Annotated in this window: 25 protein-coding genes; 2 read left to right on the plus strand and 23 right to left on the minus strand. The window is 57.9% G+C overall.

The features are described 5' to 3' along the window. The 23 genes from AXW79_RS16580 to fliE all read right to left on the minus strand — a co-directional run bounded on the left by AXW79_RS16580 (position 1) and on the right by fliE (position 23,079). The gene (locus AXW79_RS16580; protein ID WP_005319287.1) at positions 1 to 1,116 is read right to left on the minus strand and encodes a protein-glutamate methylesterase/protein-glutamine glutaminase; all 1,116 of its coding nucleotides are present in this window, start codon (positions 1,114 to 1,116) and stop codon (positions 1 to 3) included. Positions 1,117 to 1,148: 32 nt separating this feature from the next. Beyond that, entirely contained in the window at positions 1,149 to 3,317 is a 2,169-nt protein-coding gene (locus tag AXW79_RS16585; RefSeq protein WP_005319290.1) for a chemotaxis protein CheA, read from the minus strand. An 11-nt stretch (positions 3,318 to 3,328) separates the two neighbouring features. After that, a complete protein-coding gene (locus AXW79_RS16590; protein ID WP_005319293.1) occupies positions 3,329 to 4,069 on the minus strand; it encodes a protein phosphatase CheZ in 741 nt (246 codons plus the stop codon). Between the two features lie 12 nt (positions 4,070 to 4,081). Beyond that, on the minus strand, positions 4,082 to 4,453 hold the full coding sequence (cheY, locus tag AXW79_RS16595; RefSeq protein WP_425267348.1) for a chemotaxis response regulator CheY: 372 nt from the start codon (positions 4,451 to 4,453) through the stop codon (positions 4,082 to 4,084). Positions 4,454 to 4,576: 123 nt separating this feature from the next. Beyond that, on the minus strand, positions 4,577 to 5,296 hold the full coding sequence (locus AXW79_RS16600; RefSeq protein WP_005319297.1) for an RNA polymerase sigma factor FliA: 720 nt from the start codon (positions 5,294 to 5,296) through the stop codon (positions 4,577 to 4,579). Further along, the gene (locus tag AXW79_RS16605; protein ID WP_034523505.1) at positions 5,289 to 6,173 is read right to left on the minus strand and encodes a MinD/ParA family protein; all 885 of its coding nucleotides are present in this window, start codon (positions 6,171 to 6,173) and stop codon (positions 5,289 to 5,291) included. Before AXW79_RS16605 ends, AXW79_RS16600 begins: the two co-directional genes overlap by 8 nt. Next, positions 6,166 to 7,584, minus strand: coding sequence for a flagellar biosynthesis protein FlhF (gene flhF, locus AXW79_RS16610; RefSeq protein ID WP_005319300.1), 1,419 nt, complete (start codon positions 7,582 to 7,584; stop codon positions 6,166 to 6,168). The genes AXW79_RS16605 and flhF overlap by 8 nt, the downstream gene beginning before the upstream one ends. A gap of 16 nt (positions 7,585 to 7,600) precedes the next feature. Further along, positions 7,601 to 9,703, minus strand: a complete 2,103-nt coding sequence (gene flhA / locus AXW79_RS16615) for a flagellar biosynthesis protein FlhA (protein WP_011898508.1) — start codon at positions 9,701 to 9,703, stop codon at positions 7,601 to 7,603. 107 nt (positions 9,704 to 9,810) lie between these two features. Next, entirely contained in the window at positions 9,811 to 10,656 is an 846-nt protein-coding gene (gene flhB / locus AXW79_RS16620; protein ID WP_005319305.1) for a flagellar type III secretion system protein FlhB, read from the minus strand. Positions 10,657 to 10,742: 86 nt separating this feature from the next. After that, positions 10,743 to 11,540, minus strand: a complete 798-nt coding sequence (gene fliR, locus AXW79_RS16625; RefSeq protein ID WP_005319307.1) for a flagellar biosynthetic protein FliR — start codon at positions 11,538 to 11,540, stop codon at positions 10,743 to 10,745. A gap of 79 nt (positions 11,541 to 11,619) precedes the next feature. Further along, positions 11,620 to 11,889 (minus strand): flagellar biosynthesis protein FliQ, encoded by a 270-nt coding sequence (fliQ, locus tag AXW79_RS16630; protein ID WP_005319310.1) that lies wholly within the window; start codon positions 11,887 to 11,889, stop codon positions 11,620 to 11,622. Between the two features lie 27 nt (positions 11,890 to 11,916). After that, complete coding sequence (gene fliP / locus AXW79_RS16635) at positions 11,917 to 12,696, minus strand: flagellar type III secretion system pore protein FliP (RefSeq protein WP_034282679.1); 780 nt, start codon at positions 12,694 to 12,696, stop codon at positions 11,917 to 11,919. Next, positions 12,683 to 13,066 (minus strand): flagellar biosynthetic protein FliO, encoded by a 384-nt coding sequence (gene fliO, locus AXW79_RS16640; protein ID WP_005319315.1) that lies wholly within the window; start codon positions 13,064 to 13,066, stop codon positions 12,683 to 12,685. Before fliO ends, fliP begins: the two co-directional genes overlap by 14 nt. A gap of 61 nt (positions 13,067 to 13,127) precedes the next feature. Beyond that, complete coding sequence (gene fliN, locus AXW79_RS16645) at positions 13,128 to 13,493, minus strand: flagellar motor switch protein FliN (protein WP_005319317.1); 366 nt, start codon at positions 13,491 to 13,493, stop codon at positions 13,128 to 13,130. A 62-nt stretch (positions 13,494 to 13,555) separates the two neighbouring features. After that, a complete protein-coding gene (gene fliM, locus AXW79_RS16650) occupies positions 13,556 to 14,626 on the minus strand; it encodes a flagellar motor switch protein FliM (RefSeq protein WP_005319319.1) in 1,071 nt (356 codons plus the stop codon). A 9-nt stretch (positions 14,627 to 14,635) separates the two neighbouring features. Continuing rightward, positions 14,636 to 15,154, minus strand: a complete 519-nt coding sequence (gene fliL / locus AXW79_RS16655) for a flagellar basal body-associated protein FliL (RefSeq protein WP_005319322.1) — start codon at positions 15,152 to 15,154, stop codon at positions 14,636 to 14,638. 57 nt (positions 15,155 to 15,211) lie between these two features. Continuing rightward, positions 15,212 to 17,131, minus strand: a complete 1,920-nt coding sequence (locus AXW79_RS16660; RefSeq protein WP_005319324.1) for a flagellar hook-length control protein FliK — start codon at positions 17,129 to 17,131, stop codon at positions 15,212 to 15,214. 92 nt (positions 17,132 to 17,223) lie between these two features. Further along, a complete protein-coding gene (gene fliJ, locus AXW79_RS16665; RefSeq protein ID WP_005319326.1) occupies positions 17,224 to 17,664 on the minus strand; it encodes a flagellar export protein FliJ in 441 nt (146 codons plus the stop codon). Positions 17,665 to 17,690: 26 nt separating this feature from the next. After that, positions 17,691 to 19,022 carry a flagellar protein export ATPase FliI gene (gene fliI / locus AXW79_RS16670; protein WP_005319328.1) on the minus strand — a complete coding sequence of 444 codons (1,332 nt, stop codon included), beginning with the start codon at positions 19,020 to 19,022 and terminating at the stop codon, positions 17,691 to 17,693. A 54-nt stretch (positions 19,023 to 19,076) separates the two neighbouring features. Next, entirely contained in the window at positions 19,077 to 19,883 is an 807-nt protein-coding gene (gene fliH, locus AXW79_RS16675) for a flagellar assembly protein FliH (RefSeq protein ID WP_005319330.1), read from the minus strand. Positions 19,884 to 19,951: 68 nt separating this feature from the next. Beyond that, positions 19,952 to 21,013, minus strand: a complete 1,062-nt coding sequence (gene fliG, locus AXW79_RS16680) for a flagellar motor switch protein FliG (RefSeq protein ID WP_005319333.1) — start codon at positions 21,011 to 21,013, stop codon at positions 19,952 to 19,954. Further along, entirely contained in the window at positions 21,006 to 22,715 is a 1,710-nt protein-coding gene (gene fliF, locus AXW79_RS16685; RefSeq protein ID WP_005319335.1) for a flagellar basal-body MS-ring/collar protein FliF, read from the minus strand. The genes fliG and fliF overlap by 8 nt, the downstream gene beginning before the upstream one ends. Positions 22,716 to 22,761: 46 nt before the next feature. Continuing rightward, positions 22,762 to 23,079, minus strand: a complete 318-nt coding sequence (gene fliE / locus AXW79_RS16690) for a flagellar hook-basal body complex protein FliE (protein WP_011898507.1) — start codon at positions 23,077 to 23,079, stop codon at positions 22,762 to 22,764. 157 nt (positions 23,080 to 23,236) lie between these two features. On the opposite strand from fliE, the gene AXW79_RS16695 reads away from it, so the two are divergent. After that, entirely contained in the window at positions 23,237 to 24,145 is a 909-nt protein-coding gene (locus AXW79_RS16695; RefSeq protein WP_005319340.1) for an AraC family transcriptional regulator, read from the plus strand. Positions 24,146 to 24,211: 66 nt separating this feature from the next. Then, the gene (locus AXW79_RS16700) at positions 24,212 to 25,963 is read left to right on the plus strand and encodes an amidohydrolase (RefSeq protein WP_005319342.1); all 1,752 of its coding nucleotides are present in this window, start codon (positions 24,212 to 24,214) and stop codon (positions 25,961 to 25,963) included. The last annotated feature ends 48 nt before the right edge of the window (positions 25,964 to 26,011 follow it).

Consider the following 26,011-nt stretch of genomic DNA (forward strand, 5'->3'; position numbering starts at 1 on the left):
TTAGCGACCCAGCTCAACCAGAATACGCTGTGCCACCCGATCCAGCGGCAGTGATTCAGTGGCGATACCCGCCTTGGCGACGGCTTGCGGCATACCATATACGACACAGGACGCTTCATCCTGAGCCCAGATGGTAGAGCCCTGCTCCTTGAGCAGGCGAGCGCCATCTCGGCCATCGGCCCCCATGCCGGTCAATACGATGGCAAGCACCTTGTCGGCATAGGTTTTGGCTGCTGAAGCAAAGGTAATATCGACACAAGGCTTGTAGTTGACCTTGTCGTTACCCTCGACAATCCGGATTCGGGCTCCGACACCACGCCCTTCCAGCAGCATCTGCTTGCCACCGGGCGCCAGATAGGCATGGCCGGGTTTGAGCACATCACCATCTTCCGCCTCTTTGACCCCGATCTGGCACAGGCCATTGAGACGAGCGGCAAAGGCGGCGGTAAAGGTCGCCGGCATATGCTGGATAAGCAATATGGGGTGAGGAAAATCAGCGGGCAGCTTGGTCAACACATTTTGCAGTGCAACCGGGCCGCCGGTGGAGGTACCGATAGCCACCAACTGATAAGTCTTGCCACTGCGCTTGAACGCCACCGCCGGCACACTCCGCTGTGGCTCGGCCTGACGATCACCAGGACGTGACAGCGAACTGCCCAATGGGCTGCGAGCAGCAGGTTCCGGCGCTTTGACTCGAGCCGGTGCCACCATCAGGAAGCGCTTGCGCGAAATATCCTTGACCCGTTGTTGCAACAGCCGGATCGCCTCATCCTTGTCACGGGCAATGTCTTCAAATTTCTTGGGCAGAAAGTCGAGAGCACCGGCATCCAGCGCATCGAGCGTGGCCTTGGCCCCTTCATGGGTCAGAGAGGAGAACATCAGGATCGGAGTGGGACACTTGGCCATGATCTCGCGTACGGCGCTGATGCCATCCATCACGGGCATCTCTATGTCCATGGTGATCACATCAGGCCGCAGAGCCAGCGCTTTGTCTACTGCCTCCCGTCCATTTTGGGCCGTGTCTATCACCGTCAGCATGGGATCCTGATTGATGATTTCACTGACCCGGCGGCGGAAGAAGCTCGAATCGTCGACAACTAGTACCTTGACTGCCATTGTTATTTTTCTAACTCCTTGGGCCTGAGCTATCAATGTCTACGCGCATACGCTTTGAGCAGACTCGGCACATCCAGAATGAGTGCGATACCACCATCACTGGTGATAGTGGCCCCGGCCATGCCAGGGGTTCCTTGCAGCAGGTTGTCCAGCGGCTTGATCACCACCTCTTCCTGACCAATCAGGTTATCCACGACAAAACCTATCTGCTGGGTGCCAATCTGCACTATCACCACATGGCCCGTATCCTGCCGTGATTTCTTGTTCGTCCCTTTCACCAGCCACTTGTGCAGGTAAAAGAGCGGAATGGCCTTGTCACGCACTATGATAGTGAGCTGACCATCCACCACGTTGGCCTTTTTGAGGTCCAGATGGAAAATCTCGTTCACACACCCCAGCGGCAAGGCAAACGTCTGTTCACCCACTTCCACCATCAGCGTCGGCAAGATCGCCAGCGTCAAAGGCACCTTGATCTCGAGGCGGGTCCCTTTACCCCAGGTTGAATCGATATAGACGGAGCCATTCAGGCTCACAATACTGGTTTTCACCACATCCATACCGACACCACGGCCTGAAATATCGGATATCTCTGACTTGGTAGAGAAACCAGGCGCAAAAATCAGGTTGTAGGCATCGTTGTCACTCATACGAGCCGCACTGTCTGCATCCAGCACACCACGACTGATGGCGATGGACTTGAGCTTCTCCGGATCCATGCCGGCACCATCATCCTCGATACAAAGCAGGATGTGGTCACCCTGCTGGGAGGCACTCAGGGTAATGGTGCCCTGACGTGGCTTGCCCGCTTTTTCACGAACATCCGGCATCTCTACCCCATGGTCACAGGAGTTGCGTACCAAGTGAACCAGCGGATCGGCCAGGGCCTCGACCAGGTTTTTATCCAGGTCAGTCTCTTCCCCGACCATCACCAGCTCAATGTCTTTCTTGAGAGTGCGGGCCAGATCGCGCACGACGCGCGGGAAGCGACCAAATACTTTTTTGATGGGCTGCATGCGGGTTTTCATTACCGCGCCTTGCAGATCGGCCGTCACCACGTCCAGATTGGCAACCGCTTTTGACATGTCTTCATCGTTGCTGGCGATGCCGAGGCTCACCAGACGATTACGAACCAGCACCAGCTCACCCACCATGTTCATGATGACGTCCAATGTCTTGGTATCTACCCGAACCGTGGTATCGCTTTGCACTGCATTTTCTGCCGGTGCTGACGGTTGTTTGACGGGGGCTGGGGCCGGTTTTGCGGCAACAGCCGGCGCGGCGGCGGGTTTTGGTGCAGGCGCAGGCGTCGGCTTGGCCGCAGGGGCTGCGCTCACCGGAGCTGCTGGTGTTGGGGCGGCTGCTACCGGTGCAGCAGGTGGCGTGATACTGGTTTTCGGTCCCTGGCCACGACCATGCAGCTCATCAAGCAGACGCTCGAACTCATCGTCATCGATAAGTTCGTCGACTTCTTTTTGTACCGACGTCAAAGGGTTGACCTCGAGGGCGCCGCTATGCTGACCCTGACCATGCAACTGGTCGAGCAAGGCTTCGAACTCGTCGTCGGTGATGTCACCGGTGCCGGTCAATATGGAATTGGCAACCGGGGTCGGCGCCCCGCCAGCACCATGCAATTCATCGAGCAAACGCTCGAACTCATCGGCAGAGATTTCATCGATGGAGCCGCCACCATTGACGGGCAATGGTGCAGCAACCGTCTCGGGTTCGGAAACCATGACAGCAGTCTCAACCAGTTCTTCCCCATGGGCAGGGGCATTATTGCCAGCGGAGGCAGTCAGCAGCTGCTCTTGCCCCTCGGGCTTGCAGAGCTCATGCAGATCATGCAGGATTTCGGCGGATGCAGGGCTTGGTGGTTCGCGATTCTGCACCTGGGCAAACATCACATTGATGGCGTCCAGTGCCTGCAAAATAACATCCATCAACTCGGCAGTGACGGTTCGCTTGCCATTGCGCAAGATGTCGAACACGTTTTCGGCACCGTGACAGACGTCTACCAATTCTCCCAGAGAGAGAAAACCGGCGCCGCCTTTAACGGTATGAAAGCCTCGAAATATGGCATTCAACAGATTCTTGTCATCGGGTCGCTTTTCCAAGTCGACCAGTTGTTCGGACAACTGTTCCAATATTTCGGATGCTTCGACCAAAAAGTCTTGCAGTATGTCTTCATCAACTTCGAAGGCCATGCGTCACTCCATTAGAATCCCAGGCTAGACAGCAGATCGTCCACATCATCCTGACCATTGACCACATCGGAACGCGTCTCAGGGTTCATGATGGGGCCTTCGGCTTCAATCCCGCTTACAGGAAGGCGTTGAGATGAATGCTCAGCCGCAGCCTCACCAAACATAGTCAGCATTTCTATTAATTTTGTTTCAACTTCCTGAACCAGCTTGATGACCTTGCGGATCATCTGGCCGGTCAAATCCTGAAAATCTTGCGCCATCAGAATTTCTGTCAGCAGTTGCCGTAATTTATCGGCATCAGATTCAGAAGCCTTAATAAAATCATCCAGTTGGTGACATAAAGACTTAAATTGTCCGACATTCATGTCCCTGCTCATCAGGGCATTCCAGTTGGGCAGAACCAGCTGAATATTGTCATTGAGCCGGTCAGCAATCGGCAGGCTGGCTTCCACCGCATCCATGGTGCGGTTGGCTGCCTTGTCAGTCATGTCGATAACGTAGCTGAGACGCTCCCGTGCATCGGGAATATCATGGGTCGCCAGGTCGGGGATCCGCGGATCCAGCCGGAAATCCTGTAGGGAATCATGCAGTTGTCGGGTCAGTTGACCCACTTTGTCAAAGAGAGCGGCGGCATTGGGGGCACATGCATCAGCAATGATGGTATCGGCCTGTTCAAATTCGCCTTGCTCAAGATGGGCAACAAGCATCCTTGCCTGATCGAGCGAAATCATTGCACTCGTTTTGGCCTTCATCCCTGCTGCTCCTTAGCCGATTCGTTCAAAGATTTTGTCGAGTTTCTCTTTGAGCGTTGCAGCGGTGAAAGGCTTGACGATATAGCCATTGACGCCCGCCTGGGCGGCTTCAATGATCTGTTCGCGCTTGGCTTCAGCCGTTACCATCAGCACCGGCAGATGCTTGAGTTTGTCATCGACGCGAATCGCCTTGAGCAAGTCGATACCTTGCATACCGGGCATGTTCCAGTCGGTGACCACGAACTGATAATCACCATTTTTCAACATTGGCAAGGCCGTGTTGCCGTCATCTGCTTCGTGGGTATTGTTAAATCCCAAGTCACGCAGCAAGTTCTTGATAATCCGGCGCATCGTTGAAAAATCGTCAACAATGAGGATTTTCATGTTCTTGTCCAAAATTCCCTCCTAAATAGCCGCCATAGCGGCTCACTTACATGATGCAGATCGCAGGTTTTGTTTTGCGGATTATGCCTTAGAGTTTTGTTTCAGTGTAGCTAGTACAAACACTTATACATGCCAATCTCTTAAACGAGCGCGTAATCTGTGCATCGCCTGACTGTGTATCTGGCTCACACGAGACTCGCTTACGTTCAATACCTCGCCTATTTCACGCAAGTTCAGTTCTTCATCGTAGTAAAGGGAGAGCACCAACGCTTCCCGTTCCGGCAAGCGTCCAATGTGTTCGGCAAGAGCACCTTGAAAACGCTCAGCTGCCAGTTCGTCAAACCCACTGTTGCCTCCAGCATCGTCGGGATGACCAATCACATCCTCGCTAACCCCCAGGTCCTCGATGCCGATGATCTTGCCGCAGGAGACATCCTGCAGCATGGTGTGATACTCGCCGAGACTGACCCCCATCTGGACCGCCACCTCGGTATCGCGGGCATCACGGCCATGCGCTTGTTCAACATTTTCGATGGCTTCGGCGATGGCACGGCTGTTGCGATGCACGGAACGCGGCACCCAGTCGCCCCGCCGAATCTCGTCGAGCATGGAGCCACGGATGCGGATCCCGGCGTAGGTCTCAAAACTGGCGCCCTTGCTGCCGTCAAAATTGCGGGAAGCTTCGAGCAGCCCAATCATACCTGCCTGGATCAGGTCATCCAGCAAGACACTGCTTGGCAGGCGAGCCAATAAATGCTGGGCAATCCGCTTCACCAGTGGAGCATGACGCTCGACCAGCACATAGGAATCCTGATGACGCAAGTACGCTTGGGCTTTATTCACGGGAACCTTCCTGTGCTATGACCGGCTTTTGCAGCAAATTTTCCAGGAAAAATTCGAGATGACCGCCGGGTTGGTTAGGAATGGGCCAGCTTGCCGCCTTGTTGGCGAGGGCGCGAAACGCCAGCGCTGCAGGTGACTTGGGGAAGGCTTCGACAATCAGCTTCTGCTTGCGCACCGCAGCCCGCAGGTTGGTGTCGTAAGGCACGCAGGCCACCAGCTCCAGCGAGGTGTCCAGAAAACGATCGGTTACCCGGGTCAGCTTGGCATAGAGCTCCTGCCCCTCGCGCAGGCTGCGCACCATGTTGGCTACCACCTTGAAGCGAAACACGCCGTGATCCTTCGAGAGGATCTTGATCAGTGCGTAGGCATCCGTGATGGAGGTAGGCTCGTCGCACACCACTATCATGATGTCCTGAGCCGCGCGAGTGAAACTCAGCACCATCTCGGAAATGCCCGCCGCAGTATCCACCATCAGGATATCGACCTGAGTCTTCATCTCGCTGAAGGCGCGGATAAGCTCGGCATGCTGCACCGGGGAGAGTTCCACCATGGACTGGGTACCTGATGTCGCCGGCACTATCATCATGCCGTAGGGCCCCTCGACTATGATGTCGTCTATGGTGCACTCGCCGGCCAGCACATGGGAGAGGTTGCGGTGTACCCGCAGCCCCAGCATGACGTCAACGTTAGCAAGGCCAAGGTCGGCGTCCAGCACCATCACCCGTTTGCCTTGGGCGGCCATGGCACCCGCCACGTTCAGGGTCACGTTGGTCTTGCCCACGCCACCCTTGCCACCGGAAACGGCGATCACTTTTACTCGATTGTTTTGACGCATTTTGCGCAGACCACTCGCCTGATCCATATGTATGTTACTCATAAAACTCCGAATCTTCGGCCTCGCCAAAGCCTGCCCCCCAGAAATAGGGTTCTTCTGTTTCCTGCTCCAGCGAGCCCATGGCAGCCCCGACGAGCTGCGCCGCATTGGCAACTTGAATATCTTCCGGAACCCTTTGTCCATCAGTGATATAGCTGATAGGCAATGCATTCTGGATACACACGTTAATCACTTCGCCCAGATTCAGACTCTCATCCAATTTAGTAAGTATGCAGCCGCTTAATGGAATACGCCGGAAATGGTCCACCGCCTCCTGCATCACTCGACGCTGGGACGTGGCTGACATCACCAGGTAGCTGCGGATGCGAACCTTGGCATTCTTGACCAGGGTATCGAGCTGCTCGGTCAACCGTATATCCCGCTGCCCGACCCCTGCGGTATCGATGAGTACCAGCCGACGATGGCGGAACTGATAAAGCGCATTGGCCAGCTCTTCGGCATCACGCACCTGCCGAACCGGACACCCCATGATGCGACCATAGGTCTGCAACTGTTCATGGGCACCAATCCGGTAGTTGTCCGTGGTGATGAGCGCCACCTGCTCGGCGCCATACTTCATGGCAAAACGAGCCGCCAATTTGGCGATGGTGGTGGTTTTGCCCACCCCGGTCGGTCCGAGCAGGGCAACGGCCCCACCCTGTCGTAAAATGTCATCTTCGCTGATCTTGAGCTGGGCGGTCAGCACCTCGGCCAACTGGGCCATGGCCTGATGGATGGACATATCCTCAGGGATAAGGCCCGCCAGCTGATCGGCAAACGCATCATCAAAGCCTATCTTCTTGAGTTCCTTGATGAGCAGGGCCCGCATAGGTTCACGGCGTTCGACTTCCTGCCACATCAGTCCGGAGATCTGGTGCTCAAGCAGCTTGCGAATGCTGGCCATCTCCTTGCGCATCCCTTCCATCTCCTGCTCTCGCGGCGCAGGCTGGGGAGCGCGACCCGGGGTCGCCACTCTGGCTTTGGGCTTGGCGGGCTCGGGCGCCGCTCCCCACTGCCCCTGTTCGGCCAGGGTGCGAGGCGCAGATCCGGCAGCAGCCATCGGAGCCCCACCGTTGAGACCGGCCGGGTTGGATGGATTCAGCTTCTGCTGGCGTGCCAGCAGCGCGGCCAGGGTATCGGCATAGTGTTCGTTCTGTTCCTTGGCCGGGGTGGGCGCAGGGCGCGTCATCTGCCGTCCGGCAGACGAGATATTGACGCTCTCATCGTTCAACTGACGGCGAACCGGCGCATCTTTGGGTCCCGGAACCTGGGATTGATAATCGACAGCGGCGACTATCTCCACCCCTCCGGTGACTTTCTTGTTGGACATGATGACGGCATCGGGCCCGAGAGTCTCCTTGACCTCAGCCAGCGCCGTTCTCATATCCTTGGCAAAAAAACGCTTAATCTTCACCCGTCATCTCCGCTAACTAGTTCTGTCCTACCGCACTGACGATGCGGATTTGCTTGTCATCAGGCACTTCCTGATAAGACAGAACGCGTAATCCAGGAATGGCATTCTTGACAAATTTCGCCAGGGTATTGCGCAGTATCCCTGATGTCAGAAGCACGGCCGGTTGGCCTTCCAGTTCTTGTCTTTGAGTGGCTTCCACCAGCGAGCGCTGCATCCGCTCCGCCAGGCCCGGCTCTATGCCAGCGCCATCACCACCCCCTGCCTGCAGGGATTGATGCAATATACGTTCCAATTCTGGCGACAATGTGATCACCGGTAACTCGGGATCCGGGCCGGCAATTTCCTGCACTATCAGGCGGCGCAGGGCGATACGGCAGGCGGCCGTGAGCACTTCCGGGTCCGGGCTGCGCGGGGCATATTCCACCAGGGTCTGCAGGATAGTGCGCATATCACGGATTGGCACGCCTTCATTGAGCAAATTCTGCAATACCTTCACCAGGTTACCCATACTGATGACCTCGGGAACCAATCCTTCCACCAGTTTGCTCTGGTGCTTCCCTATCATGTCGAGCAGTTGCTGCACCTCGTCATGCCCCAGCAGCAAGGCGGCATGGTTGGAGAGGATCTGGCTCAAGTGGGTAGCGACTACTGTCGCGGTATCCACCACTGTATAACCCAGGGTCTGCGCCTGGGAGACCTGCTCCTTGGCGACCCACACCGCCTCCAGCCCGAAGGCGGGATCCCGGGTGGCGATGCCCTGGATCTGGCCGAACACCTGGCCAGGGTTGATGGCCATCTCCTTATCATAGTAAACATTGGCCTCGCCGGTACTGACCCCCATCAAGGTGATGCGGTATTGATTGGGCGCCAGATCCAGATTGTCCCGAATATGTACGGCAGGTACCAGAAAGCCGAGCTCCTGAGAAAGTTTCTTGCGCACCCCTTTGATCCGGCTGAGCAGTTCCCCGCCCTGATTGCGATCCACCAGAGGGATGAGCTGATAGCCCACCTCCAGCCCGATAATATCCACCGGCATCACATCGTCCCAGCTCAGCTCTTTCTGCTCATGAGGCTGCTCTGAAGTAGCCGGCATCAGTTCGCCCTTGGCGGCCTTGGCCGCAGCACGTTTCTCACGGCGCAGCAGCCACCAGGCTCCGGTGGCAGAGATGGCTCCCAGACTCAGGAAAGCAAAATGTGGCATGCCGGGAACCAGCCCCATCATCAGCAGGATGCCGGCCGAGATGGTCAGTGCCTTGGGATTGTCAAACAACTGACCCAGTACCGCCGTGCCCATGTCCTGATCCGTATTCTGCCGGGTCACAATGATGGCAGCGGCGATGGAGAGCAGCAGGGAGGGGATCTGGGCAACCAGACCGTCACCAATGGCAAGCAGGGTATATATTTCAGCCGCTTCACCAAAGGTGAGCTGGTGCTGCATCATGCCGATGATGAAACCGCCGATGATGTTGATGAAGAGGATCATGATGCCCGCGATAGCATCCCCTTTCACAAATTTGGAGGCGCCGTCCATGGAGCCGTAGAAGTCGGCTTCCTGGGTCACATCCTGACGACGTTTTTTGGCATCTTCCTGGTTGATGAGACCAGCGTTCAAATCCGCGTCGATGGCCATCTGTTTGCCGGGCATGGCATCCAGGGTGAAACGGGCGCTCACCTCTGCGATCCGCCCCGCACCCTTGGTGATGACCACAAAGTTGATGATCATCAGGATCGTAAAGACGATGATACCGACCGCATAGTTGCCACCGATCACCACGTTGCCGAACGCCTCGATCACATGACCGGCTGCAGCGCTGCCATTATGACCTTCCAGCAAGACCACCCGGGTTGACGCCACGTTGAGCGCCAGACGCAGCAAGGTAGCGAGCAGCAAAACGGTTGGAAAGGCAGCAAATTCGAGGGGGCGGCGGGTATAGACGGCGACCAGCAAGACCACGATGGAAAGCGCAATATTGAAGGAGAAGAGGACATCCAGCATCAGCGGCGGGATGGGCAGCACGACCATACCAAGAGACGCAAGCACCAGCAGCGGTGTCCCCACCCCCTTGGTCAGCAATCCCCTGTGCTCTTTCAATCGGCCCAATGATGCCTGGAATTTCATCGTTTTTCTCAATCTTAAACTGCTGGTATCCGATTAAAGCAAACATCAAGCCAACAATTCAATGTATTGATTTTAAATGATTTTATTTTGACTGCGTCAGAAGTTTGTCATTTTCGAAATTCGGGCGGAATGGGCAGATCCTTGGCGATCGGATTGGGGCGCCGGCCGCTGCCACGACGGAATTTTTTAAGCTGATAAATATAAGCCAGCACCTGGGCCACGGCGGCAAACAGGCCTTCCGGGATCTCGTGCCCAATTTCGGTGGAGTGAAAGATAGCGCGGGTGAGTGCCGGGGACGGCATGATGGGGATCTCGTACTCCCTGGCTATTTCCCTGATCTTCATTGCGATCTCATCTGTCCCCTTGGCAACTACCTTGGGCGCGGCACCCGGCTTGGCAATGTCGTATTTGAGCGCCACCGAGTAGTGGGTCGGGTTGGTGATGATGACGTCTGCCTTTGGCACATCTCCCATCATGCGTCGCATCGCCATCTGCATCTGCAACTGCCGTATCCGTCCCTTCACCTCGGGTTTACCTTCGCTGTCCTTGAATTCGTCTTTCACTTCCTGCTTGGTCATCTTGAGCTGGCGGGTGTGGTTCCAGGTCTGGAAGGGTACATCTATGGCCACTATGGGGATGAGAGCACAACAGAGGATGATCAGCATCCACAGCAGGCCAAGCGGATAGACAAGCTCCCTTAGCAAGGCCGGCAACATGGCGCCCATGGCGTTGGGATCAAAAGCCTGATCCCGGTCCAGAGTAAAGCCAATGGTGAGGATCTTGACCATGGCGCTGGCCAGACTCTCCTTGACCATCAGCAGACCGAAAACAGCCGCCAGCAGGGCGCTGGCAGTACCCAGCTCCTTGGAGCGTGCAATCTGCCCTTTTTCCCGGGCCTGTTGCAGTCGTTTGCCCGTGGGTTGTTCGGTACGTTCCTGATCGGTATCAGCCATCTTGCTGACCTCCGCAACGCCGGACGCAGCTCAGCGGCACTCGCCTCCAGAGGAAGTGAAGCTGTTCGGTATCAAGCCACGCGCAATCAACCATTCTGATCACCGAAGCACTGGACATTAATCAGCTCGCAGCTGGTCTCCTGCACCCGCTCCCACATGGAATCGAAGTGACCGAGAAAACCGCCGATGGTGAGCCAGAGAATGAAGAGGCCGGACATCATGCTGACCGCAAAACCGATACTGAAGATATTGAGCTGGGGAGCTGCCCGGGTCATGACACCGAACGCAAAGTTGATGAGCAACAGCGCGACTATGGCCGACAGCGCCATCACCAGAGAGGCCTGGTACATGATCCCCAGAAAACCGACCAGACTGCGGATGGCAGGCAGGGTGAGCCCGGCATCGGAGACCGGCAAAGTCTCGAAACTCAGCACGACCATGCGCAGCATGATGAGGTGACCATCTACCGCCAGAAACACCAGGGTTGCCAGCATCAGGTAGAACTGGCCTACCACAGGGGCCGACTGGCCATTCATGGGATCCACCAGGGTCGCAAAGCCCAGACTGGTCTGCATGGCGATGACCTGGCCGGCCATCACGAAGCTCTCCATCAGAAACTGGGTCATCAGGCCGAGGGCAATGCCGATGAGCAGCTGCTGGGTCAATACCAGAAAACTGCCGACGGAGAACAGCTCAACCTTGGGCATGGGAGGCAACAAGGGGGCGATCATGAAGGTCAGTGCCAGCGCCAGCCCGATGCGGATCCGGGCTGGCGTCAGCCGGCTGCCAAACACCGCCATCACCATCAAGAGACCGCTCACCCGCGCCAACGGCCAGAGGATGGAAGACAACCACTCCATGATAAGAGCGGTTGTATAGGTCATACTGCCGCCTCGGAAGCCTGCAGACATACCAGCAGCAGTGGGTTGTCAGACGGCAATCCTGGCCGCGTCGTGGAGTGCATCATCCCACCACCTCGGGAATTTGACTCACCATCAGCAGGAAGAAATCCATCAGGCTCTGCAAGCCCCAGTGTGCACCCGCCCCCAGTGCAAACAGGGTGACGATGAGACGAGGCAGAAAGCTCAAGGTCTGTTCGTTGATGGAGGTAGCGGCCTGAAAGATGGCCACCACCAGACCTATCATCAAACTCGGTAAAATCACGGCGCACACCATGATAGTCACCAGCCAGAGTGCCTCACGGAATACGTCGACAAAGGTTTCCGGACTCATGCTCCTTGCTCCTTGCGTTTGTCCGACTTAACCACCGGCGCCCAAGCCGAAACTGTTGGCCAGAGAGCCCAGTATCAGGTTCCAGCCATCCACCATGACGAACAGCATCAGTTTGAATGGCAGGGAAACCAGCATGGGTGACAGCATCATCATACCCATGGCCATCAGGATACTGGCCACTACCAGATCGATCACCAGGAAGGGCAAAAACAGCATAAAGCCTATCTGGAATGCCGTCTTCAACTCGCTGGTCACAAACGCCGGGATCAGCACTCGCAGTGGCACCTCGGCGGGTTTATCCACCTGCACATCGGCGATTTCCATGAAGGTATTGAGATCCTTTATCCGGGTCTGGGAGAGCATGAACTGATGGATGGGCAGTTCGGCCTTCTCCAGCGCCTCCCTGGCCTGAATGGTCTCGGCCAGATAGGGTTGCAGCGCCTCGTCGTTGATGCGATCCAGCACGGGGGACATGATGAAAAACGACATGAAGAGGGCAATGCCGATCAACACCTGGTTGGAGGGGCTCTGCTGCAAACCGATCGCCTGGCGCAATATGCCAAGCACTATGATGATGCGGGTAAACGAGGTCATCATGATGACAACCGCAGGCAAGAAAGAGAGCGCCGTCATCAGCGCCAGCACTTGCAGGGTCAGGCTGTATTCCTGGCTGCCATCCGCCAGGGTCTTGATGGTCACGGCCGACATGCCATCCTGGGCCAGCGCCAGCGGCGAGAACAACACCAGCGTTGATAACAGGCCGACCAGCAGCCCCATTGGTAACCACAAGCCGTTAGCTTTTTTCATGTTTACCCATCAATTTGCCAAGTTGCTGGGAAAACGCCTGGGGCTGGCTCTCGTCCAGCGGCGTATCCAGGCGATAGAGAAAATTGACCTGCTGCGGTGTCACCCCGATCAACAACTGCTGTTCACCCACTTTGACTACCAGCAGCTTCTCTTTATAACCCACCGGCAGGCTGGCGATGACACGCATCTGACCGCCCCCCATGGCGTTGGCTATCTTGCTCTTCTTGAGCAGAAAGCCCAGCACCAGGATGAGGCCGATCACCATCAGGCTGGAGAGCAACCAGGAGGTGAGGCTGGGAGGATTGGCTCCCGCCCCCGGATTGGCCAGTACAGGGCAGGACAACAAGAGTAACGGGAGCGCGCGGATCATGTGAGTTTCTGGATCCTGTCGGCCTGAGTGATGATGACATCGGTCAGCGCAATGGTGCTGGTCATTTGAGTTTCTTGATCCTTTCAATCTGGCTGATGACATCGGTCAGACGGATACCGAACTTGTCGTTCACTACCACCACTTCACCGTGGGCGATCAGGGTGCCATTGACCAGCACGTCCAGCGGCTCACCCGCCACCCGATCCAGCTCCACCACAGAGCCCTGGTTCAGTTGCAGCAAGTTGCGGATGCTGATCTGGCTGCGGCCCACTTCCATGGCGATGGTGACCGGAATATCCAGAATGGTGTCGAGTTTGCGCCGCTCCTCGGCACTGATGGGGGCGTCATCGGTGAGCTCCTCAAGGGGAGCGGGTTTGGCTTCGGCAATCACCTGCTCTTCCAGTGCGGCTGCCCAGGCGTCCGCCATCAGTTCCGCTCATCTTGCTTCCTTATGCTAATTCGTGACCATCTGTCGTGACAGACTGTCGATTATCGCTGTTGATCTTCGATGCTGCGCTCGAGCTCTTCCAGCTCGGCCTCACCATCGATACGTATGCCGCCCCGGGTCACCAGATGCATCTCTGTCTTGACCCCTTCAGGGCGCTTGAGTTTGTCGGTAATCTTGAGGGCCACGTTATCCTTGGTCCGCCCCATCTTGGCATGGAAGGTGGGCAAATCTTCCACATAGACCAGCAGGTTCTCAGGCATCTCCACCGGGATTATGTCGCCGGGCTTGAGCTCCATCAGCTCGCGCAGTGTCAGATCCGTCTCCAGCAGCTTGGCTCGGAGCTCGACCTTGACGTCCATGATCTCGTCGCGCAGCGCCTTGCTCCAGCGTACATCCGTGTCCCCCTTGTCGCTCTGCACACCGGCATCCAGCAGTTCGCGGATGGGCTCCAGCATGGAGTAAGGCATGGCCACGTGAAAATCACCGCCGCCCCCATCGAGCTCGATGTGGAAGGAGCTCACCACTATCACCTCGGTGGGACTGACGATGTTGGCCATGGCAGGGTTCACCTCGGAGTCGAGGTATTCGAAGCCCACATCCATGACGGGGGCCCAGGCGTCCTTGTAATCCTCGAACACCAGCTTGAGCAGCATCTGTATGATGCGGCGCTCGGTGGGCGTGAACTCGCGACCCTCGATCTTGGCGTGGTAGCGACCATCGCCGCCAAAGAAGTTTTCCACCAGGATGAAGACCAGTCGGGCCTCCATGGTGATGAGTGCCGTGCCCTTGAGCGGACGGAAACGCACCATGTTCAGGCTGGTCGGCACAAACAGTGTGTGTACGTATTCGCCGAATTTGAGCATCTGCACGCCGTTGATGGAAACCTCGGCGGTACGGCGCATCATGTTGAACAGGCTGATCCGCATGTGACGGGCAAAGCGCTCGTTCACCAGCTCCAGGGTCGGCATACGGCCACGGACGATGCGGTCCTGGGAGGAGAAGTCAAACTGGGCAACACCGGGATCCCCCGCTGCGCCTATCTCTTCCTCTTCGACATCATCGACACCGTGCAAGAGGGCATCAATTTCGTCCTGACTTAACAGATCGCTCACGCTTCACCCTTATTGCATTACAAAGCCGGTAAACAGCACTTGTTCGATAACGGGGGAAGAGACCAGGTCACCCAGTACCCGACGGCACTCTTCCAGTGAATCCTTGCGCAGCTTCTCCTTGCCTTCGAAGGTCATCAGCTGCTCGCTGGTGGCGGCACTGAAAATCCGCAGCAAGGTGCCTTCAATCAGGGGGATATTTTGCTTGGCCAGGTTCTCGTCGGCGGTGCCACGCACCATCAGCTGCACCTTGATCTTCACCAGCCGATCCCGCTGCCCGCCCGAGACGTTGAACACGAAGGGACGCGGCATGCCCACATAGAGCGAAGGTTTCGGTGCCGTATCTTTCGGCTTGGCATCTGCCCCCTCGGCAGCAGCATCCGCAGCCGGCTTGTCAGAGCCGGAGAGCATGAACCAGGCACCAGCACCGCCACCCGCCAGCACTATCACTGCCAGGGCGATGATCATGATCAGCTTCTTTTTCTTGCCTGCCGCCGGATCTTTAAGCGTCAGTTCGTTGTCATCTGCCATCCCTTGTCCACCCTAGTCTCAAACTTGTTCGATATCATAAACTTACTCAGGCTGGCATCAAGCATAGAAATCAATTCCGGCGTCGTTTGTCGATTCCATCGACAAACGACTACCTGCCGCCGTGACCTCTGCCTCAGTTTGGCCTGTTTCAGAAAACGATCCGCTGCCATGTTGACCTGACTGGCCCTGGCCGGAAAAAGCGGACTGTCCCTGAGACTGCTGCTGTGGCTGTTGTTGTACCAGAGTCTGACCAAGCTGGATGCCCTGTCCGGCCAGCATATCACGCAGGCGGGGCATGGCTTGCTCCAGCATTTCGCGAGTCTGCCCATGCTGCACCACAAAGTGCACGTTGGCTTGGTTGTCGGATCCCATCTGGATCTGGATTTTCATCTTGCCAAGACCCAGGGGATCGAGCTGGATCTCCGCCTGCTGCAACTTGTCCGTCAGCATCAGGTTTACCTTCTGATGCAACTGGGCAGGGGTCTCCGGACTGGCCAGCTTGAGGTGAGCCAAATGCTGGGGATCCCGCCGCGCCGATATGTCGGTGGTCGGCTTGCTGTCATTGTTCACGGCCTGGGGCTGACTGTTCTGCTGCACCTGCTGGCTGTGGTTGTTGTCCTGGGTAGTAGACTCTGTGCCCAGAGCGCTGTTTCTGCCAAGCTCGGCCACCTTCTGCTTCACATCCAGTTTGACGTCCGCCTTGGTATTGGGCGAATCACTGGCTTCCATCTGCTTGAGACCGGCCGACAAGGCGTTCAATGATGCTTGCGGCCCTTGTGATTCACTGCTGGCCAGCGCCTGTTGCGGCGCCGTCAATACGGGCTCGGCAGCTTGTGCAACCGGTGTCGTCTGAGCGGCTGTCGCCATGCTGGATACAACAGCCTGGCTATCTGATTTGGCGGCAGGGGCAACCTTGGCTTCCTCACCCTCTTCAGTGACAGCCTGGGTCTGTGCGGCATCGGTCGAGGTTGCGGTGCCACTGTCGGCCCGGCCCAATCCCTCTTCAAACGCCCTGGTGGCACCCGCCTGAGCAGGCACGACCTGATTCATGGTGTGCAGGGGAGATGGCTTTTCAGCCCCCTCCTTGTGACCCATAGAGTGGATGGCGGATTTGGAGCTGCCATCAACCTCGACAGGATTGTTCCCCTCGCCTTTGGCAACCTTTTCCACCGCTTCGGTCGGCAACACCTTGCTCAGCAAGGCGGTCCGTCCAGCACCGGAAAGTGCGGCCTTGCCGCCCTTGTCGGCACTCGCCGTGTCTTTGCCCTTTTCATCACCCTTCAGCTCAGCCGCCATGGCAGCGAACATATCCCCATCCACGGCTTCGGTGGCGGGCGTTTCATCGTTTGCAGCCGCGGCCCCTGTATCCGCTCCCTTGAGCAGGCTGGCCACCTGTTGCGCCAGCAAGGCGGCGTCTCTGGACGCGGCCTGCTTGCCATCACCTTGTTTGCCGTCAAGCGCCAGCGCATCGGCAGATGCAGTGGCCTCATCTTCTTGCGGCAACATATTGCCGTCACCTTCCAAAACCGGGGCAAGATTGAGAACGACGGGGGAGACGAGACTGGTATCCTGCTTGAGGGCGTCTTGCAGACGCTGCAAGAAATCAATGGGAGAGGCACTGCTCTCAGCCTCGTCCATTTTCTTCTCCTTGTCGTCCGTGGCGGCCGTCTCCCCTGTGGAATCCGCCAAAGATTTGGCATCACCATGCTTGCGACCTTCCCCCTTGTCAGTGACTACCGCCTCCTTGGCGAGCGGATCGGGGGCGACTTGCTCACCGGCAGCCACTTTGCTGCCCTGCCTGGCACCCGTTGCCTTATCCGCCTGCTGAGCCTTGACCATCTCCTCGGAAAAGCCCCCCTTCAGATCGCTCTGCGAGGACTGATCACCTTTATCGGACGATGAGATGAGCGACACGTTTTTATCGGCAGAGGGCGCAGCCGAAGCGGAGGGGGTATTGGTTAACAGTGTCTGCATCATGATGAAGGTCCCTGACGGCAATCGGGTTAGGGTGCAGCCCTCACGCGAAAGAGAGGGGTGAGGCGCACACTGGATGGCCAGAATAAAGCAAGTTACAGGCCAGAATGATGAAAACGGCGCAGCATGGCGTACTCATCCAGCATCTTCTGCTCCTGACGCTGAGCCTTCTGCTGCTCACGCCCGGCCTGCTTGGCCAGCAACAACTCTACCGCCTTGCGCCTCTGCTGGGCAGACAGCCACTCTTGCCGTCGCAGTTCCAGCGCCTGACGCACTTGCCTCACCCCTTCATACTGCTGGGTAGCCGCCTGTTCGAGCTTGCTGATAAAAGCGTGATACTGGGCATTCTGCTGGGCACCTATGCCCTGCAAGCCACGGTCGGTCCACTGTTGGTGGTAAATCTGGCGGTACTGATTGAGCGCTTCCTGCTGCTCCATGAAGATTTTCAGATCCTGCTGGGCCTTGGCCAGTGCCAACCCTGCCTGCTGTTCGGCCTCAAGCAACCGCTCGGACAACATCACCAACCCTTTACTCATGAGCGCGCTCCACCCTTACTACATCGTCAACGCATCAGTGGCATGGCCACCAGTTGCAGGGATTGCAGGCCCTCATCATAGTGAATGACCTCGCGCATACCCTGTTGCAAGAACTGATCCAGATAAGGTTTGTGAACGATGGCACGGTCGATGCGAGGGTCAGACCCCTGACTGTAAGCGCCTATGGTAATGAGATCCCGGTTCTGCTGATAGAGGGAGTAAAACTGCTTTAGGGTGCGCGCCAAATCCATGTGTTCGGGTGAGGTGACCATGGGCATGACACGACTGATGGATTTTTCGATATCGATGGCCGGATAGTGGCCTGCATCGGCCAGCTCCCGCGACAGGACTATGTGGCCGTCGAGGATGGCCCGCGCCGCATCGGCGATGGGATCCTGCAAGTCATCCCCCTCGGTCAAGACGGTGAAAAACGCCGTAATGGAGCCCTGACCATCGCTACCGTTGCCTGCTCGCTCCACCAGCGCCGGTAATTTGGCAAAGACCGACGGCGGATAGCCCTTGGTCGCCGGCGGCTCACCCACCGCCAGTGCGATTTCCCGCTGGGCCTGGGCATAGCGGGTAAGGGAGTCCATCAGCAGCAGCACATTGAGGCCCTGATCGCGAAAATACTCGGCGATGGCGAGCGCCGTCTCGCACCCCTTGAGACGCATCAGGGGTGAGGCATCGGCCGGTGCCGCCACCACCACGGAGCGGGCTCGCCCCTCCTCCCCCAATATGTCCTCGATAAACTCTTTCACTTCCCGGCCCCGTTCACCGATGAGGCCCACCACCACCACATCCGCCACCGAGCCGCGTGTCATCATGCCGAGCAACACGGATTTGCCGACGCCGGAACCGGCAAACAGTCCCATCCGCTGGCCCTGCCCTACCGTCAGCACGGCATTGATGGCGCGCACCCCTACGTCCATCGGCTGATGGATGGGGCGACGGGAGAGCGGGTTGATACGGTGCTGGGCAAATTGCACCGTCTGGGACGAGAGGATGGGACCAAGCCCGTCCAGCGGCTGGCCTATGCCGTCGATGACCCGCCCAAGCAGATTCATGCCGACCGGAATGCCGTGCTCTTCGGTCATGGGCACCACACGGGCACCAGGAATGACCCCCTTGAGCTGTTCACTTGGCATCAGGAACAGGCGATCACCAGAAAAGCCCACCACCTCGGCCTCCAACTCGCCATCCTGGGTATCGATGCGACAGAGGGCACCGATGGCCGCGCGGCAGCCAATGGCCTCCAGCGTGAGTCCCACCACCCGGGTCAATTTACCGGCGACGGGCGGCTTGGGCGCGGTATCGCGGACCCGATACCCTTGCAACCGAGTGAGTAACGAGCCGCTCATCTGGCCTCCTGAGAGAGAAAAAAGTCAACCGGGCCCGCTGGCGCCAGCCCGGTGTCAATTACTCGGCAAGTCCCGAGACGCATTGTCGCGCAAGAAACTGCGCAGCAGCTGATCGATACGCCCCTGCAGGGTCAAATCGACGCTGGAAAGCTCGGTCGCCAGTTGCAGATCACCGGGGGAGAGAGTGGGATCGCTTTGCAACCGCCAGTGGCGCTTGGCGCACTCTTCCACCCCGAACGCCTGCTCGACCCGGGCAATGTCATCAGGATGCAGCATCAGGGTGACGCCCTGCTCGGCGGCCGGCAACAAAGCCAGCCCCTGCTTGAGCGCTTCCAGCAGGATACGGGGCGAGGTCTCTGCCTCGTGCCGCATGAGGGTGCGGGCCAGTTGCATCACCAGCGAGATGAGCTGCTGCTCTACCGCCTGATCCAGCTCATGGAGAGGATTGGCAAGGCGGTCGATCAGCGACTGCCAATGGGCCATCTGCTGTTCCACCTGCTCGCGGGCCAGAGCCAGCCCCTCCTCCTTGCCCTGCTCGAGCCCGGCCTGGTGGCCTTGTTGCAAGCCTTCCAGCTTGCCCTCCTCCAGTCCCTTGGCAAATCCGGTGGCCTGACCTTCGACCATGCCTTCATCCCAGGCGGCCTGACGGATGGCTTCCAGCTCTTCTGCCGTTATGCTGGGGGTGGGTTCGGGAACCGGTTCTTCCACCGGCACTTCTTCTTCCTGCTGATACCAGTCGGGAGAATAACCCAGGGCATTGGTCTCGACCGCGGCCTCGACTTCCATCTCCGGCCAGCCCCACGCCTCGACCCGGGTATCATCCCCGTCAGGGCGAACATAACCACGCAGCTTGTTGTTCATGCTTTAAATGCGCCCCTCGCCACGGTCAGATACGGGCCAACGAAACCGAACACTTGATGGTTCATGGTTTAGAGGAACTCCTCGCCACCACCGGCGCCCAGCATGATCTCGCCGGCATCCGCCAGACGGCGGGCGATGGAGAGGATCTCTTTCTGGGCAGCTTCCACCTCGGAGACCCGGATTGGCCCCATGGCCTCCAGATCGTCCGCCAGCATCTCGGCGGCCCGCTTGGACATGTTCTTGAAAATCTTCTCGCGCATCTGATCGTCCGAGCCCTTGAGCGCCCGTTGCAGCAGCTCGCCCGGCACTTCCCGCAGCATGGTCTGAATGCCGCGGTCGTCCACGTCGATGAGGTTCTCGAACACGAACATCAAATCCTGGATCTGCTGGCTCATCTCTTCGTCCGACTCGCGGATGGAGTCCATCAGCTGGCCTTCGATGTTGGTATCCAGGTAGTTCATGATGTTGGCTGCCGCCTTCAGGCCGCCCATCTTGGCTGCCTGGGCACCCGCCGCACCGGCGAACTGTTTCTCCATGATGTCGTTCAACTCTTGCAACGCCGCCGGTTGCACCTCTTCCAAGTTGGCGATCCGCATCACCAGATCCATGCGCACCTGCTCCGGGAACTGGCTCAGGATCTCGGCCGACTGCTCAGGCTCCAGATAGGACAATACGATTGTCTGGATCTGCGGGTGTTCGTTCAGGATGATGCTGGCCACCTGGCGTGCATCCATCCACTTGAGGGAGTCGAGGCCGCGGGAGCCTGAACCCAATATGATTTGATCCACCAGGTTGCTGGCTTTGTCTTCGCCAAGGGCCGCCACCAGCGCCTTGCGCACGAAGTCTTCGCTGCCGATGCCGATGTTGGTGTACTTCTGGATATCGTCGATGAATTGACGATGCACCGCCGCCACCCGATCGTGGCTGAAGTCAGACATGGAGGCCATCGACATACCGAGTCGCTGTACCTGCTTGGGCTCAAGGTGACGGAAGATCTGGGCAGCATCCTCTTCATTGAGGCTCAGCATCAATACGGCCGCCATCTCCATCCCGCTCATCTGATCCAGGATCAGGCGCTGTCCCTCGGTAATGTCATTACCGGTGACTTGGGTCTTAATTTCTTCAGGCATCTTTGTTGCTTACCCATTCTTTAATGACCTGTGCGGCCAGATCCGGTTCGTTCGCCACCAGCGCACGTACCGCCTTGAGCAGATCCTCGTCACGGTGCAGATCCGGCAGTTTCAGATGGCCGTCACGCACCCCGAATACCGGCTCGGACTCGGCCTGAGCGGCCAGCAGACTGAGCTCGTCATCCCCACCCAGCACTATGCTGTTGTCCAGATCCAGATCCCCTTCCGGTCGTGCATCCGGGTAAAGCAGACGCTTCAGCATGGGGCGTACCACTGTGACAATCAATACGATAATCACCAGCACTGACGCTGCTATGCGCACCGCACGCCAGAACCAGGGTTGCTCGTAGATGGGCGCGTCGGCCACATTTTCAAGCTCGGGCCGGTTGAACGGAATGGCGACCACTTCCAGAGTATCACCGCGGGTCACATCAAAGCCAAGCCCGCCGCTCAACAGACGACGCAGGGTATCGAGTTCGGCCTGGGAACGGGCCTCACGGGTGACGGCGCCATCGGCACCGGCGATGGACTTGTAATCCACGGCTACCGAGACTGTCATGCGGCGAATACCCCCCATCTGGCGGCGAATATGGCTGACGGTGGTATCCAGTTCGAAGTTGCGGGTTGCTTCCTTGCGGGAACGACCGGAGGAAGAGGCGGCTCCGCCATCCCCGCCTGCGGCTTCCTCGGGAATATTCGATGCAGCGGGTGGCTGATTGGTGAGAGCACCCGGCACACCGCCGTTGCTGCCGCTGGCACTGTTCTCTTCCAGCGTCATCTCGGAACGCACGGCAGGCAGGTCCGGGTTATAGGTCTTGCGGGTCTGCTCCTGCTGGGAGAAGTCGAGGGAGAGGTCAACTTCCGCCGTATAATTGTCGGCGCCCAGTACGGGTATCAGGATGGCGTCAATTTTTTGTTTGTATTCCACTTCCTGCTTCTGCTGCATCGCAAACTCCTTGCGGGTCTGGGCAGAGACAGGATCTTGCGAACCGGAATTGAGCAGGCGACCGTTCTGATCGGTCACAGTGACACGGGTCGGCTCCAGGCCATGTACGGCGGAGGCGACCATGTCGACGATGGAATCCACTTCCCCCTGACCAAGGGCATTGCCCTTGAGGCTCAGCACCACGGTCGCACTGGGTTTGCGCTCGTTGCGGGCGAATACGTTGTCTTTCGGAATGGCCAGCAGCACCTGGGCCTTGGCCACGTTCTGGAACTGCTCGATGGCGCTCGCCAGCTGGCGCTCACGGCTTAACTTGAGGCGCTCCGTCTCCATGCGCTGGCTGACGCCAAAGCTGGAATCCTTGAGCAGTATGGACTCGCCATCGTTGCTGGCATCGGTATTGGTGGCAAGGCCGGCGCGGGTCAGGCGCAGGCGGATATCGGCATATTTTTCGGCGCTGACCAGCACGCTCTTGCCATCCACCTCATAGGGGATCTTCTGGGCGTCAAGGTAGTCCAGGGTCTTGACCAGCTCCTGGGTGCTGTAGGTGCCAAGGGGACGCATGTCCGGCTCCTTGCCCCACAACAGGATGAAAACGGCGATCGCCAGACAGATGGCCAGCCCCAGGATCAGGGTAATTTGCCGCAGCACATCCGTGTTGGACAGGAAGCCGAGAGCTGAACTCTTTTGCTCGTTCTCATCGAGGGCAGCGGAGCTCTCCTCGTTGATCAGCAGTTCGCCATTTTGGTCAGTAGCCACGATTTATGTCCTTATTGCTGACATGTGCATGATATTCAGTAATCTCTTATACCGGCATGTTCATGATGGTCTTGTAGGCATCGACCATCTTGTTGCGCACCTGCACCGTTGCCTCGAAGGCGATAGAGGATTTCTGGCCGGCGATCATCACATCGGACAGATCGACGGACTTGTCGCCCATATCGAAACGGGTGCGCAGATCATTGGCGGCGCCTTGCAGTTCGTTGACGTTGCCGAGCGCCTGCTGCAGCAACTGACCAAAATCAGAGGTGACCTGACGACCGGGCTGAGTCAGCGGCGTGGCACCAGCTTCAACCTTGAGAGCCTGCATCTCTTGCATCAGGCTGCTTGCACTAATTTCCATATCTCATCCCCAGACAAATCATTGACGCTGGCATCCAATAAGCAATTAGAGTGCCAATACGTTAGGAGTGGCGTGAGGATGCGTGGCCAGACCAGAGCAGACGGATTCGACAAGGACTGATGGCTCTGATTAAATCCGGTGTTGACGCCCACTTTTAATGGTTGGCAAGGAGTCATCTCTGGATTATCGCAAACCTGTGTTCAAGGCGATGGACTACATAAGCCAGCATCTGGATGACAATCCCAGTCTGGATGAGGTCGCGACGGCGGCCGCCATCTCCACCTTTCACTTTCACCGCATTTTCAAGACGATGGTCGGAGAGACTATCGCCGGCTTTACCCGGCGCCTGCGCATGGAACGTGCGGCCCGTCGCTTGCTGGCCGCACCGCAGAGCGATATCACCACCCTCGCGCTGGCCGCCGGGTTCTCCAGCTCCCAGAATTTCGCCAAGGCCTTTCGCCTGCACTTCGCCATGAGCCCCTCGGAATACCGCCAGCAACAAGGGGGAAACTGGAAAAGCAAGATTGGAAACGATCCCCTGCCCTTTGAAACCTATGATGGCCTGGTCATGCACCCGGTCACAGAACACCAGGGTCTGTTGCAGGGGGCGAGCGTCAAGCAGATGCCCGCCCGGCGCGTTGCATATATGCGCCGTATGGGTCCTTATGGCAAGGAGACCTGCGAGCAAGCCCATCGGGATTTACTTGCACTGTTCGCGTCAGACGAGGCGATGACACCGGCAGGCACCTTGAGTCTCTATTGGGATATTCCTGACATCACCGATGAGACGCGTTGTCGCACAGACATCTGCATTGAATTGGGCCCCGAAATCCACGCAGGGCGCCAGTTAACCACCCAGACCATCGCCGCTGGCCCCTATGCGGTATGCCAGTTTATCGCTCGCGGCGATCAGCTGGTCACCACTTGGGAGACGGCGTTTGGCTGGCTGGTGAGCAAAGGGCTGAGCTGCGACGACCGTCCGTGTTACGAGCAATACCACGCGGGCACTGACCCCGACCGGGATCATTACGTGTTTGATATCTGTATCCCGCTTATCAACCCATAAGCCGATACCCCATTTCCATTCACCCTCTTCGGTGCCTTCGGGCGCCGAAGCGACGGAGTCATGCCCATGAATGTCAAAACACTGTTTCTTGCCAGCCTGCTGGTGAGCCTTCCGATGGCAGCCAATGCCCAGTCACAGAGCCAGACCCTGATCTTTGGCGGCACCATCTACAGCGGCGATCCGGCGAACCCTCACCCGGAGGCAGTCGGTATTGAAGGTAAAAAGATCGTGGCGGTCGGCAGTTACCAGGAGGTCAGTGCCCGGCTCGGCAGCCATGCCAACCAGATTGATCTGAAAGGAAAGTATCTGATGCCGGGACTCATCGACAGTCATGTGCATGCGGCCTTTGCCGGATTTCAGGCCATGACGGTTAACTTTCCCGATGCCATGAGTCAGGTTAAGCAACTGCAACAATTTCTGACCAGCAGCCAGGATGACCCCCGGCTGACACTCGGTGACGTGCAGCTATACAGCAATGTCTCGCTCGACTACTGGCATCAGCTACCCCTGCTCGATCAGGTGTTCAATGGCCCGCAGTACCGGCAGGTCCCCGTGGTGCTGGCCGGATCGGATGCCCACACCGGCTGGGCCAATCAGGCCATGCTGCGCAAGGCAGGCATTGATGGCGAGTCCCTTGCCGGTCGCTATGCCCCATTGAAAGGCAATTTTGGCCTCACCCCATCCGGCAAGCTGAATGGCTTTGCCTCGGAAGGCGGGTGGGATGCCATCCTCAAGGCGCTGCCACCCGTCAGCGACGAGACGATTGCCAATGCCATCATGACTGCTGCCAAGCAACTTAATCAGGTGGGCATTACCGCCTGGATGGACCCTATCAGCAATATTCGCCCCCTCGCGCCTATCTTCAACGCCGAGCCGGATCGCCGTGACACCGGCCTGTTGCCGGCATACAGCATGCTATCGCGGGAAGGCAAGCTGACCGGGCATGTATCCGCCCTTGCTCTGGTGGGGATCAACGCCTCTCCCGCCATCATTGATGACGTCCTGGCGCTCCAGCGGCAGTTCCAAGATGCCCCGGATGTCAAACTGGTGGGGATCAAGATCCTGCAAGATGGAGTCATCGAGTTTCCATCCCAGACCGCCAAGTTGAGCGAGCCCTATCTCAACCGCCCCGGTTACAGCGGCAGAGACGATCTGGACAAGCAGCGCTTCAACGAGCTGATCCGCACGGCGGATGCCCATCAACTGATCGCTCATTTCCACGCCATCGGCGATCGGGCCGTCCGTGAATCCCTCAATGCCATCGCCTATGCTCGGGCCCACAATGAAGATCGCCGCCTGCTGCACAGCATCACCCACCTGGAAGTGGTGAGCCCGGCCAGCATTGCCCGTTTCAAACCACTCAATGTGGCCGCCTCAATGCAACTGTTGTGGGCCGGGAAAAACGTGGCGACCACCATGCTGCTGGAGGGGAAAGTGCCCCCTGCCCTGCTGTCCCGTCTCTATCCGGCAGGCAGCCTGCTGCAAAGCGGCGCCATTCTCGCCGGTGCCAGTGACTGGCCGGTATCCAGCCCCAACCCCTTCCTTGCGATATATACCGCGATCACCCGCCAGGGCGAACTTGGCTTGCTGCCCCCTGCCAGCGAGCAGATCAGCCGCCAGGCTATCTTGCAGGCTTACACGCTCAACGCAGCCAAGGTGATTGGACAGGAGAAACAGACAGGATCAATCAGCATAGGCAAGAGTGCTGATCTGGTATTGCTGGATCGCAATCTGGAGCAGGTTGCGAGCGAGCAGATCAAGGATACCAAGGTGCTGTGGACCATGTTCAAAGGCAAACGGGTCTATCAGGCCCTCTAATCCAGAGAGAGGAAAAAGGCCCACTATGCGGGCCTTCATGAATAGGTC

Origin of the sequence: Aeromonas salmonicida subsp. salmonicida (assembly GCF_001643305.1) — a bacterium.
GTDB classification, from domain to species: Bacteria; Pseudomonadota; Gammaproteobacteria; order Enterobacterales; family Aeromonadaceae; genus Aeromonas; species Aeromonas salmonicida.